The organism is Massilia sp. R2A-15, assembly GCF_030704305.1.
Taxonomy (GTDB): domain Bacteria; phylum Pseudomonadota; class Gammaproteobacteria; order Burkholderiales; family Burkholderiaceae_D; genus JAFCUW01.
This window is the reverse complement of the sequence record NZ_CP131935.1, coordinates 1,483,762-1,496,685: the sequence shown is the minus strand read 5'-3', so window position 1 is coordinate 1,496,685 and position 12,924 is coordinate 1,483,762. Positions and strand designations below refer to the sequence as shown.

The 12,924-nt window shown below is 66.4% G+C and carries 11 protein-coding genes; 10 read left to right on the top strand and 1 reads right to left on the bottom strand.

The window, feature by feature from the left end:
* Positions 1-22: 22 nt before the first annotated feature.
* From Q4S45_RS06805 to Q4S45_RS06760, 10 genes are all read left to right on the top strand, one after another.
* A complete protein-coding gene (locus Q4S45_RS06805) occupies positions 23-457 on the top strand; it encodes a RidA family protein (RefSeq protein ID WP_305510343.1) in 435 nt (144 codons plus the stop codon).
* A gap of 175 nt (positions 458-632) precedes the next feature.
* Positions 633-1,328: a response regulator transcription factor gene (locus Q4S45_RS06800; protein ID WP_305510342.1), complete on the top strand. Its 696-nt coding sequence runs from the start codon at positions 633-635 to the stop codon at positions 1,326-1,328.
* Entirely contained in the window at positions 1,321-2,682 is a 1,362-nt protein-coding gene (locus Q4S45_RS06795; RefSeq protein WP_305510340.1) for a sensor histidine kinase, read from the top strand. Before Q4S45_RS06800 ends, Q4S45_RS06795 begins: the two co-directional genes overlap by 8 nt.
* A gap of 53 nt (positions 2,683-2,735) precedes the next feature.
* The gene (locus Q4S45_RS06790) at positions 2,736-3,506 is read left to right on the top strand and encodes a hypothetical protein (RefSeq protein WP_305510338.1); all 771 of its coding nucleotides are present in this window, start codon (positions 2,736-2,738) and stop codon (positions 3,504-3,506) included.
* 64 nt (positions 3,507-3,570) lie between these two features.
* Entirely contained in the window at positions 3,571-4,671 is a 1,101-nt protein-coding gene (locus Q4S45_RS06785; protein WP_305510336.1) for a branched-chain amino acid aminotransferase, read from the top strand.
* Between the two features lie 608 nt (positions 4,672-5,279).
* The gene (locus Q4S45_RS06780) at positions 5,280-6,212 is read left to right on the top strand and encodes a hypothetical protein (RefSeq protein WP_305510334.1); all 933 of its coding nucleotides are present in this window, start codon (positions 5,280-5,282) and stop codon (positions 6,210-6,212) included.
* Positions 6,213-6,278: 66 nt separating this feature from the next.
* On the top strand, positions 6,279-6,800 hold the full coding sequence (locus tag Q4S45_RS06775) for a nuclear transport factor 2 family protein (protein WP_305510333.1): 522 nt from the start codon (positions 6,279-6,281) through the stop codon (positions 6,798-6,800).
* A gap of 38 nt (positions 6,801-6,838) precedes the next feature.
* A complete protein-coding gene (locus tag Q4S45_RS06770) occupies positions 6,839-7,558 on the top strand; it encodes a hypothetical protein (RefSeq protein WP_305510331.1) in 720 nt (239 codons plus the stop codon).
* Positions 7,555-8,271, top strand: a complete 717-nt coding sequence (locus tag Q4S45_RS06765) for a DsbC family protein (protein WP_305510329.1) — start codon at positions 7,555-7,557, stop codon at positions 8,269-8,271. Before Q4S45_RS06770 ends, Q4S45_RS06765 begins: the two co-directional genes overlap by 4 nt.
* Positions 8,272-8,410: 139 nt before the next feature.
* Positions 8,411-10,876 carry a PAS domain S-box protein gene (locus tag Q4S45_RS06760; protein ID WP_305510328.1) on the top strand — a complete coding sequence of 822 codons (2,466 nt, stop codon included), beginning with the start codon at positions 8,411-8,413 and terminating at the stop codon, positions 10,874-10,876.
* Between the two features lies 1 nt (position 10,877).
* On the opposite strand, the gene Q4S45_RS06755 is transcribed toward Q4S45_RS06760, so the two are convergent.
* Positions 10,878-12,896 (bottom strand): bifunctional diguanylate cyclase/phosphodiesterase, encoded by a 2,019-nt coding sequence (locus Q4S45_RS06755; RefSeq protein WP_305510327.1) that lies wholly within the window; start codon positions 12,894-12,896, stop codon positions 10,878-10,880.
* Positions 12,897-12,924: the final 28 nt, after the last annotated feature.

Sequence of the window (12,924 nt, the reverse complement as noted above, 5' to 3'; positions counted from 1 at the left end):
GCAAAAAATCATGAAAACCATCATGTTGGCAGTCGCAATGTTGGCGGGTACGGCAGCGCTTCCGGCCTCAGCCGGTGCATCCAAGGAAATCATCGCCACCAAGGACGCGCCCGCCGCGATTGGCCCCTACTCGCAGGCGGTGCGCGCCGGCGGCATGCTGTTCATCGCCGGCCAGATTCCGATCGATCCGAAAACCGGCCAGCTCCATACCGGCACCGATGAGGAACAGGTCGCGCAGGTGCTCGAGAACATCAAGGCTATCCTCGCGGCCGACGGCATGACCATGGATAACGTGGTCTCGACCACGGTGTTCGTGCGCGACCTCAACAATTTCTCCAAGCTCAACACGGTGTACGGCACTTACTTCAAGGACAAGCCGCCCGCCCGCGCCACGGTCCAGGCCGCGCGCCTGCCGCGCGACGTCGCGGTCGAGATCTCCGCCATCGCAGTCAAATAGCATGCCGGCGCCAGCCGGCGCCTCCCATTGGCGCCGACATTACACATTTGTAATCTACGATCCACGTTAGCGCCATTGCGCACTGCTACCATCCGATCCAGCAGCGATACCGGCTGTGCGCGCCCATATGCGCTATGCTCTCATCGCCGCCCCCTGGAAACACTCGGAGAACCTCTTGCGCTGCCTGGTAATTGAAGACTCGGTCGAAACTTCCCGCTACATCTGCAAGGGCCTGAAGGAAGCAGGTTATCGCGCCACGGCGTGCTTCACTGGCGACGACGGCCTGGTCCACGCCATGAACGAGCGCTGGGACGTCATCATCGTCGACCGCATGTTGGCCGGCAATCTCGACGGCCTGGCGCTGATCGGCAAACTGCGCTCCCTCGGCTCGGCCACGCCGGTGATCATCGTCAGCGCGCTGACCAGCATCGACGAGCGCGTCATCGGCCTGCGCGGCGGCGCCGACGATTACCTGGCCAAGCCGTTCGCCTTCTCCGAACTACTGGCGCGCATCGAAGCCGTGCTACGCCGCGCCGGCCAGGGCCAGCAATCGCTGCACCTGCAGGTGGCGGACCTCACGCTCGACGTGCGCACCATGCGCGTCACGCGCGGCGGCCAGTCCATCACGCTGCAGCTGCGCGAGTTCCGCCTGCTCGAATACCTGATGCGCCATGAAGGCCAGGTGGTCACCCGCACCATGCTGCTCGAAGGCGTGTGGGACTACCAGTTCGACCCGCAGACCAACGTCATCGACGTGCAGATCAGCCGCCTGCGCAACAAGATCGACAAGGACTTCTCCCCGGCCCTGATCCAGACCGTGCGCGGCGTGGGCTACCGTCTCGCCGCCACGTCCGATACCGCCGATGTTTAGCCTGCGCGGCTCGATCGCCGCGCGCCTGGTCCTCAGCTACGGCCTGCTCGGCATCGCGTCGATGGTGGTGGTGTCGGGCGTCTTCTATTACGGCACCATCGGGGTGCTCGACCAGAACATCGACACCAAGATGCGCATGCAGTGGCAGCGCCTGGCAGAGCGCGTGCACTCCGGCTCGGCCGAACAGGTGGCCGAGGACGTGCGGCGCCAGCTCGGCGACGGCATCGACAGCGACCGCGAAATCTACCTGGTGACGAACCGCGACGGCGCCGTCCTGGCCGGCAACCTGGCCGCATGGCCGCGCGAGTATGCGGGCGCGGACGGCGTGCTGGCGCGCGAAGTGATCCGCAACGGCCGCACCACACGCGCGCGCCTGCTGGTGCACCAGTTGCCGCAAGGCGGCGCGCTGGTGATCGGCTACGACCTGTCCGAACGCGAATCGATCCGCCAGCTGGTGTGGCGCTCGCTGGCCGAAGGCGCGACGCTGTCGCTGATCCTCACCGTGCTGGGCGCCGTGCTGTTCCGGCGCCAGATCGAGCGCCGTATCGGCGACATCCGGCGCGCCGCCAGCGATATCGGCGCGGGAAACCTGAGCCGGCGCATCGCCGCCGACAGCCGCGACGAATTCGGCCTGCTGAACCGCGACATCAACACCATGCTCGACCGGATCGAGCAGCTGATGGACGGCATCCGCAGCGTCTCGAACGCCATCGCCCACGACCTGCGCACGCCGCTCACGCGCATCCGCGCCAAGCTGGACGACGCGGTGCGCCACGAGCTCTCCGTCGATGTGCTGGCCAGCGCCGCGCATGGGGCGATCGACGACATCGACGACCTCATTCGCCTGTTCGAGCGCCTGCTGCAGATCGCCCAGGCCGAGTCGGGAGTGGGCGCGCGCGCCTTCGAAACCATCGACCTGCAACGCATCGCCGCCGACATGGCCGAGATGTACGACGCCTCCGCCGAAGACCAGCGGGTGCGCCTGACCGCGCACGCGGGGCCGGCGCTGCCCGTGCAGGCCGACCGCAACCTGATCGCCACCGCCGTGGCCAGCCTGATCGACAACGCGATCAAGCACGCCGGCGCCGGCGCCGCGGTGGAAGTGAGCACCGCGATCGAGGGTGGCGTGGCGTCGATCACGGTGCGCGACAACGGTCCGGGCATCCCGGCCGGCGAACGGGCCAAGGTGACGCAGCGCTTCTACCGCCTCGACAAGAGCCGCGGCATCCCCGGCAACGGGCTGGGACTGTCGATCGTCAAGGCCATCGCCACCCTGCACGGCGGCGACCTGGAGCTGGCCGACGCGGCGCCGGGCCTGATTGCGCGCCTGCGCTTCCCATCCGGAACGCATTAAGGCCCGATTAATTCTCGCGGCGCACACTTGCCGGCTGGCGACAGGGAGAACGCATGAACAACAATGACAAAACCACGCTCGGCAAAGTACCCGAGGTCACCCTGATCTTCTGGATCATCAAGGTCGCGGCGACCACCCTGGGCGAGACGGCGGGCGACGCCGTGACGATGTCGATGAACCTCGGCTACCTGGTCGGCACCGTCATTTTCGCCGCCATCTTTCTGGTCGCCGTCAGCGCGCAGATCGCCGCCAGGCGCTTCCACCCCTATCTGTTCTGGGGCGTGGTCGTCGCCACCACCACGGCCGGCACCACCCTCGCCGATTTCTTCGACCGCTCGCTGGGCATTGGCTACATTGGCGGCGCAACGATGCTGTCGGCGTTGCTGTTGGCCTGCCTTGGCCTCTGGTACTGGACGCTCGGTTCGGTGGCGGTCAACCGGCTCGATTCGCGCAGGGCCGAGATGTTCTATTGGGCGACGATCATGTTCTCGCAAACCCTGGGCACCGCCCTGGGCGACTGGGTCGCCGATCCCGCGACGGGGCTGGGACTGGGCTACGAAGGCGGCGCCATCGTGTTCGGCATCGGGCTTCTGGTCGTCGCCGCGGCGTGGTTCTGGACCCGCATCTCGCACACCCTGCTGTTCTGGGCCGCCTTCATTCTGAGCCGCCCGCTTGGCGCCACGCTCGGCGACCTGCTCGACAAGCCGCATGCCAGCGGCGGCCTGGAACTGAGCCGCTACACCGCCTCCGCCGTGTTCGCCGCGTTCATCATCGGGTGTATCGTTCTGGTGCCGCAGCGCCCTGAGAAGGTCCTGGCGAAGTAGCCTGCGGCAGCGCCACCGTCGCGCTACAATTGAGGCCTGAACCACTGAACTCCCGGGAATCCTCATGAGCACTCCACAGCCTCGCCTGACCGTCACGCCCTCCGCCACCGCCCTGTCCGACGCCGCGCGCGCCGAACGCATGGCCGGCCTCGCTTTCGGCCGCACCTTCACCGACCACATGGTGCTGATCCCCTACAAAGACGGCGCGTGGCAGCACGGCGAGATCAAGGCCTACGGCCCGCTCGAACTCGATCCCTCGTGCTCGTCGCTGCACTACGGCCAGGCGATCTTCGAAGGCTTCAAGGCTTTCGCGCAGCCCGACGGCGGCGTCAAGACCTTCCGCCCGCAGGCCAACGCCGAGCGCTTCAACCGCAGCGCGCGCCGCCTGGCGATGCCGGACCTGCCGCCAGACCTGTTCATGGAAGCGGCCGACGCCTTCATCGCGCTCGACCGCAAGTGGGTGCCTAAGAATGTCGGCGAGAGCCTGTACCTGCGCCCGCTGATGATCGCCACCGACCCGTTCCTCGGCGTGCGTCCGTCGCGCGAATACCTGTTCGTGCTGTTCGGCTCCCCGGCCGGCGCCTACTTCCCGAAAGGCGTCAAGCCGGTCACGGTGTGGATCAGCGAAGACTACGTGCGCGCCGCGCCCGGCGGCACCGGCGAAGCGAAATGCGCCGGCAACTACGCCGCCAGCCTGGTCGCCCAGGCGCAGGCCGAGCAAAAGGGCTGCGACCAGGTGGTCTGGCTCGACGCGGTCGAGCGCCAGTATGTCGAAGAGATGGGCGGCATGAACCTGTTCTTCGTCTACAAGGAAAACGGCAAGACCACGATCGTCACGCCGCAGCTTACCGGCACGCTCCTGCCAGGCATCACGCGCGACAGCCTGCTGCAGCTCGCGCGCGACCTGGGGTACGAATCGGAAGAGCGCAAGCTCTCGGTGCAGCAATGGCGCGACGACATCGCCGCCGGCCGCATGACCGAGGTGTTCGCCTGCGGCACCGCCGCCGTCATCACGCCGGTCGGCTACGTCAAGGCCAACGGCTTCGAGATGACCATCAACCACGGCGAAAACGGCCCGGTGACGATGGCCCTGCGCGACGCGCTGCTGGCGATCCAGCACGGCACCGCGCCCGACACGCACGGCTGGATGCACACGGTCTGCTAACCAGTAGTGGGGTGCCCGCCTGCGCGAGGACTCGTTCTCGCGCAAGCGGGCATGCCGTATCGCGCTTGCCCGGCAATCGGGCAATGTTGTCGAAAAGTGACACCTATCCCATCTGTAATGAAGTTTTTCGGTGACGTCCCGCTCACCCGTTTTCACTCTGCGCAACGCCAAATCCACCATGGGAAATGTTCAATTCTGAACAGAAAAAACCCATTTGTATAAATACTCACTTGTTTTTCCTTGTGCGCAATTTGCGTGCTCCTGGGATGCTCCGTACACTCGATTTCAATGAACGGCGTCAGCACAGCGCCCCAATCAACGTACTGCGCGACGCCTAGCGCAACAGGAGAACCTCGCATGAGCTTGCATCTCGCCGCTGACCGTCCGCGCCGCCCCGCCGCCCGCACGCCCTAGCGCTTTTCCCTCACCCGAAGATCGACAGCACGGTCCCGCCGCCTTAGTGGCGCCGGCCCGCAAGGAATTCTTTTGCCCGAAAAAAGCGTTACGGGCGAACGGATCCATCGTTGAGGCGGCGCCGCGACGATGGCCAAGGCAAATCCCGCACCGGGATTGCAAATTTGAAGTAGTGACACAACGGAGACAAAAAAATGAAATTTGGCTATAGCACCTCTTTGCTGGCAGCAGCCCTCATGGTCGCATTTGCAGCTCACGCCGGCCCGGTCAAGGAAGACAAAGACTCGCTCTACAAACCGACCGGCAAAAGCTGGGGCGAACTCGACATCGCTTCGATGAGCCACAAGGAGCGTGCCGCCACGCTCAAGGCGCAGCGCTCGGCCAACCTGACCTACCAGGGCGGCCCTGTGATGGTCGCGCCGACCAAGATCTACTACATCTGGTACGGCTCGCAATGGGATGCGGCGTCGAAAAACACGCTCACCAACCTGGGCAACAGCATCGGCGGCTCGCCTTACTTCAACATCAACACGACCTACTACAACGGCGCGGGCACCCACGTCGTCAACAGCGTTTCGCTGGCCGGCAGCATCATCAACACCGGCACGCTCGGCACCCAGCTGAGCGACGCGAACATCCAGTCGATCGTGTCGTCGGCGATCACTTCGGGCGCCCTGCCGTCGGACACCAACGCCATCTACTTCGTCCTGACCGACAAGACCGTCACCGCCACCTCGGGCTTCTGCACCCAGTACTGCGGCTGGCATGACCACGCCACCATCGGCGGCAAGGACATCAAGTACTCCTTCGTCGGCAACCCTGAAACCCAGTGCCCTGCCGGCTGCGGCGTGAACAACCCGACCCTGAACGGCACGCCTGGCGCGGACGCGATGGCCTCCATCCTGGCGCACGAGCTGGAAGAGGCAGTGACCGATCCGGACCTGAACGCCTGGTACTCGCTGTCGAACGGCATGGAGAACGGCGACAAGTGCGCGTGGAACTTCGGCACCGTGTCGACCGCCGCCAACGGCGCCAAGTACAACCAGACCATGGGTTCGATGAAGTACCTGATCCAGCAGAACTGGACCCTGCTGCCTACCCAGGCGTGCGCACAGCACTATCCTTAAGCTGATGTAGACTGACCCGGCGGCCGCGGAATAGTCCGTGGCCGCCTTTGCGAATAACAGGACGTGATGAAAACTTCGATCATTCTTCTCCTTCTCGCGGTCGCCGCAGGCCCGGCGCTCGCCCAGCCCACCGGCGGCCGGCCCAACCGCATCGTGCCGACCGTGACGCGCACCGTGCACATGTTCAGCGAACTTGAAAACCAGTGGCTCGACGCGGTCCAGTCGCGCGACCAGGCAGCCCTCGACAAGATCGTCGCCCCCAATTTCGAATTGCGCAGCGCCCTGCAGGCCGGCACGCCGACCCCGCGCGCCGAATCGCTGAAGCAGGCCATGTCGCTGCCCCCATTCGATTCGTCGATCGGCAAGATGGCCGCGCACGAATACGGCGACACCATCATCGTCAGCTTCGAATGGAAGCTCAAACCCTCCAAGGCCGCGCTGCCCGAGCGGATGTTCGTGGTCGACACATGGCGCCAGGCCGAAGCCGGCTGGCAGGTCGTCACGCGCTACATTGCGCCGATCGGCGACAACGCGAAAAGCCCGCCCGGCTCCGTGATGGAACCGAACCCGAGCCAGAAAAAAATGTAGGGCACGCCATGCAATCGAACTCGCAAAACAAGCTTCTGATGGCCGCAGGCCTGTGCATCAGCGCCGCGACGATGGCGGCCACCTGGTACTGGCAGGGCGCCCACACGGCCGCCCCCACCGAAACGCCGGCGCCGCGCGCGGCAGGCTGGGACGGCCCGATCGGCCCCGGCCAGGTGCGCGCCGAGGCGCCGGCGGCCACGGTAGCCGCCGACAACGGCTCCGGCCTGACGGTGGACGCCAGCGGCCACCTGGTGCCCGACCAGGCGCTGCACGCGCTGATCGACAACGCGCTGGCGCATGCCGACGCGGCCAGCGTCGCCGCGCGCGTCGAGGAATTGCGCGGCTACTTCCAGACGCGCCTGCCGGCGACGGCGGCGCAGGACGGCCAGCGCATCCTCAACGACTACCTGCAGTACCTGCGGGTGCGCCAGGCCGCCCGTTCGCGCCTGACGCCGCTCGAAGGCCCGGGCCTCACCGATACCGATATCGCCTTCCTGCTCGCCTGGCAGGCGCAGCAGGCGCAGCTGCGCGAGCGCATGCTCGGCGCGACGCTGGCCAAGGCCTGGTTCGCGCAGTCCGACAGCCGCTGCGACGCCGTGCTGCGCGACCTGAGCGCGCAGCGTTCCGGCGACCAGTCCGACCCGATGGCGATCCGCGAACGGCGCCTGCATGGCGCGGCCCAGGAGGCGATCCGCGGCGCCGACGCGCAGTCCTGCGCGGATCAATTGATGGCGAATTTCTCACAAGGTGGTCAATGAAGATTGCAGCGATAGTGGTAGCGGCCGGCCTCGCGGCCATGTCCGCCGCGCAGGCGGAAACGCCCAAGGAAGCGCAAGTGAAGGCAATGGTGGCGCCGCGCATGGGCGTCGGCGTCAAGGTCGATTCGGTGACCAAGACACCGTATGGCGAGCTGTATGAGGTGCGCGTGAACGGCGACATTTTCTACACCGACGAAACTGCACGCTATATGTTCGTCGGCAAAGTGGTGGACCTGACCACGCTGAAAGACCTGACGCGCGAGCGCCAGGACGAACTGGCGGCGATCCGCTTTTCCGACCTGCCGCTGGACGCGGCGATCAAGACGGTCAAAGGCAACGGCAAGCGCGTGATGGCGGTGTTCGAGGATCCCAACTGCCCGTACTGCAAGAAGCTGCACGAGACGCTGCAGCAGGTCGACAACGTGACGATCTATACCTTCCTGCTCAACATCCTGTCCCCCGAATCGGCCGAGAAGTCGAAGAACATCTGGTGCGCCAGCGACCGCTCGGCGGCCTGGCACCGCTGGATCGTCGATGGCAAGCCGGCGCCGGCCGCGCCGGCCGCGTGTCCGACACCGAACGACAAGGTACTCGCGCTGGGCAAGCAGCTGCACGTGATCGGCACGCCGACGATCTATTTTGCCGACGGATCGCGCAGCGGCGCCGCCTTCACCGCTGCGTCGCTGGACGCCAAACTGAACGCAGTCCGGTGATCATCAGGAATGTCGTACCTGCGGAGGCAGGTACCCATACTGAGCACGCGTCACGATCGCGCCGCGCACGGCTGCATGCTCAGTATGTCTGCGAGGAAATCATAGTAAGCTAGCGACTCGCACCAACCGCCAGCCGACCATGACCCAAGCGCACACCAGTTCCGACAATTTCCTCAAAGGCGGCGGCCAGATGGGCGCGCTGATGCGGGCCTACGACTGGGCCGCCTCGCCGCTGGGGCCGTGCGACGGCTGGTCTCCCACCCTCAAGACGGTGCTGCGCCTCCTGTTGACCACTAACCACCCGATCATCGTGTTCTGGGGTCCGCAGCTGATCCAGTTCTACAACGACGCCTACAGCGCCACGCTGGGTCCCGAACGCCATCCCGCCATCCTGGGTCGTCCCGGCAAGGAGAGCTGGCAAGAGGTCTGGCACATCATCGGCCCCGACGTCGAACAGGTGATGTCCGGCGGCGAGTCGACCTGGCACGAGGACAAGCTGGTGCCTCTGACCCGGCATGGCAGGAAGCAGGACGTCTGGTGGAACTACGGTTACAGCCCGATCGAGGACGCGGAGGGCGTGCAAGGCGCGCTGGTGATCTGCAACGACGTCACCGCGCAGCACCACCACACCGCCGCCCTGAATGAGCTGAACCGCACTCTCGAGGAGCGCGTGCGCGCGCGCACGGCCGAACTGGAAGAAGCCAGCCGCGAACACGAGAAGCGGCGCCGCCTGTACGAGACCATCCTGTCGACCACCCCCGACCTGGTCTACGTGTTCGACCTCGAGCACCGCTTCTCGTACGCCAACGCCATGCTGCTCCAGATGTGGGGCCAGGACTGGGACAACGCGATCGGCAAGACCTGCCTCGAACTGGGCTACGAACCGTGGCACGCCGAAATGCATGACCGCGAGATCGAGCATGTGAAGCGCACCAGGCAGTCAATCCGCGGCGAGGTGCCGTTCGACGGGGCATTCGGCCGGCGCATCTACGACTACATTTTCGTCCCCGTGCTGGGGCCAGATGGCGAAGTCGAAGCGGTCGCCGGCAGCACGCGCGACGTCACCGAATACAAGCAGATCGAGAACGAACTCAAACGCAACCAGGCGCACCTGACATCTCTGTTCGCGCAAAGTGCAGCCGGCATCACCGAGGGCGGCGTCGATGGCGTGATCCGCAACGTCAACCAGCGCTTTTGCGAAATGATGGCGTGCGAGCCGTCCTTCGTGATGGGCAAGTCGATGCGCGCACTGACCCACCCCGACGACCTGGCCGCCAGCGTGGCGCTGTTCGAACGGCTGGTCGCCACCGGCGCGCCGTTCGAAATCGAAAAGCGCTACGTGCGCCCGGACGGCTCGGCCATCTGGGCCAATACCGCGGTCAGCCTGATTCGCGATGAGACAGGGCAATCGGCGCCGACGGTGCTGGCGGTGGTGCTCGACATCTCGGAGCGCAAGAAGGCCGAGGAAGCGCTGCTCGACGCGGCGCGCCGCAAGGACGAATTCCTGGCCATGCTGGCGCACGAACTGCGCAACCCGCTGGCGCCGATCAGCTCCGCCGCCGAACTGCTCGCGCTTGGGCGGCTCGACGGCGCCGGCATCGAGCGCACCAGCGCGATCATCTCGCGCCAAGTGCGGCACATGACCGGCCTTGTCGACGACCTGATGGACGTCTCGCGCGTCACGCGCGGGCTGGCGTCGCTGGACAAGCGCCCGCTCGACCCGAAGCAGGTGATGCTCGACGCGGTGGAACAGGTGCGCCCCCTGATCGACGCGCGCGGCCACCGCCTGACCTTGACGATCCACGACACGCCGGCCCGCGTGATGGGCGACCGCAAGCGCCTGGTGCAGGTGCTGTCGAACCTGCTCAACAACGCGGCCAAATACACGCCGGACGGCGGCAATATCGCCCTGACGCTGGAGGTCGGCCAGGATGCGCTGCGCATCGCCGTGGCCGACGACGGCATCGGCATGGATGCGCAGCTCACGGAGCGCGCGTTCGAGCCGTTCGTCCAGGCCGAGCGCACCTCGGACCGCTCGCAAGGCGGCCTGGGAATCGGACTGGCGCTGGTGCGCAGCCTGGTCGCGCTGCACGGCGGCGAGGCCGGCGCCCGCAGCGACGGCTTAGGCCGCGGCAGTACATTTACCATCACCCTTCCGGTGGCCGAGCCCGACGTCCCGGCGGCGGCGGCCGCGGGCGCCGCCGGCGCGCGCACCGGCGCCTCGCCCTTGAAAATCCTGGTGGTCGACGACAATCAGGACGCGGCTGAAATGCTGGCCTTTACCCTGCGCGCCGATGGCCACGAGGCGATCGTCGAAAACGACCCGCTGCGCGCGCTGGCGACCGCCCGCGAAATCGCCCCGCAGGTTTGCCTGCTCGATATCGGCTTGCCCGTCATCGACGGCAATGAACTGGCGCGCAGGCTGCGCGCCGACCCGGCCACCGCCGGCGCCGTGCTGGTCGCGGTCACAGGCTACAGCCACGAGCAGGACCGCGATGAAGCCGCAAGGGCCGGCTTCGACCATTACTTTGTCAAGCCGGTCGATTCGGCCAGGCTTGCGCCGCTGCTCGACGCCATCGGGCGCAGCCGGGCCGCGCGCGCTTGAACTACATCGTGAACAGCGGCTGGTCGGCCAGCAGCGCCGGCACCGCGTCCGCAGGCACAGGCCGCGAAATATAGAATCCCTGCAGCTCGTCGCAATTGAGCGACTGCAGGATCTCCAGCTGCTCGCGCGTCTCGACGCCCTCGGCGATCACGCGCATCGACAGGCCGTGCGCCATCGAGACGATCGCGCCGAACAGCACCGCGCTTTCCGGAGTGATTCCCAGCTTGCTGGTGAACGCGCGGTCCACCTTCAGCACATCGAGGCGAAGCCGCTGCAGCAGCGCCAGCGAGGAATAGCCGGTGCCGAAATCGTCCACGTGCAGCTTCACACCCATCGCGCCGATCCGTTCCAGTTCGCCCAGGATTTCCTCGCTCTCGTCCATCATCGCCGACTCGGTCAGCTCCACCTCGACCAGGCCGGGAGACAGGTTCCACCGCGCGAGGCATCTCGACAGCGCCGCGTGCACTTCGCTATGGTTGATCTGGCGCGCCGAGACGTTGATCGCAACCGGGACCAGGTCCAGGCCCTCCTGCTGCCACGCGTGCAGCTGCGCGCACACCTTCTGGATCACCAGCAGTCCCAGTTTCGAAATCAGGTCGGACGATTCGGCCACCGCGATGAATTCGCACGGCTGCACCAGTCCGCGCTGCGGATGCTGCCAGCGCACCAGCGCTTCAAGGCCGGCCAGCCGGCCGCTGCGCGCGTCAACGCGCGGCTGAAAATGCATCAGCAGCTCGTCGTGCTCGATCGCCCGGCGCAGTTCGCGTTCGGTCTCGAGCCGGTTCTGGCGCGACTCGTGCAGCACCTTGTTGTAGAAGCAGTAGCGGCTCTTTTCCACCTTGGCGGAATACATCGCCAGGTCGGCGTTGAGCAGCAGCGTCTCGCCGCTGTCCGCGTCGTCGGGAAACAGCGCCACGCCGATCGAGGTGCCGACGTAGTTGTTGTGGGTCCTGAGGCAGAATGGCGCCTTGAATGCGTCCACAATCCGCTGCGCCAGTTCGTCGACGTGGGCCGCGTCGACGATCGGGTTGACCAGCACGGTGAACTCGTCGCCGCCCAGGCGCACCACCGAGTCGCACGGGCGCACCAGCGCCATCAGGCGCTCGGCGGCGCCGCGCAGCAGATCGTCGCCGGTGGCGTGGCCGTGAGTGTCGTTGACCTTCTTGAAGTCGTCCAGGTCGATGAACAGCAGCCCCACGCGCCGGCCTTCGGCGGCCGACCTGGCGAGGATCGCCGGCAGGTTGACGGTGAGCCAGTGGCGGTTCAGGAGCCCGGTCAGCATGTCCTGGTTGGCCATGCGCGCCATCGCCAGCGCGTGTTCGCGCAGCTCGCTCATGTCGCGCAGCGTGACGGCGACGCAGTCGCGCGTGCGCACCATCTTGCGGTGGAACCAGCTGCCCTTGAGGACACTGTTCGACGGCGGCTCGAAGTCGTCCTCGTACAGGTTTTCGTCGAAAGCCTGGCGCTGCATGCTGATCATCTTGTCGCCGTAAGCGCCGGGATACAGGTCGGTGTAGCGGCGCCCGACCAATTCGTCTTTCGTCATGCCGCAAAAGGCGGCGCCGCGCAGGTTGCAGTCGACCAGTTCGAAGTCGGCGATCTCGCCGTTGGCGTCCCACACGCTCTTCCACAGGTAGAAGCCTTCGCGGCCGCCTTCCGTGGCCACGCGGTAGGCCTGGCGCAGCTCGTCTTCCTCGCCTTCGCGCACGGCCAGGCGCGCGGCAAGGCCGGTGGCGGTGAGCGTCAGCAGCACCAGGATGAAGGTGCCGCCCCACGCCAGCTGGGTGTAGGCGTCCTCGATCTTCGCGACCACGCGGATCGATTCGAGCGCGGCGAATTCGGCCATCTGGCGCTGGCCGGCGCCGGCCAGCCCTTGCGACGCCTGCACCAGTTCGTTGTGCGCCGAGCGCTGCTCGTTGCGCATCATGCCCAGCACGCCGGCCCACAGGACCACGGCGAGCACGCAGCCGCCCAGCGGCCAGACCACGACCTGGCCGGCGCGGCGCCGGATCAGCGCCATTGCGCGCTGCTCCTGCCGGCACAATCTG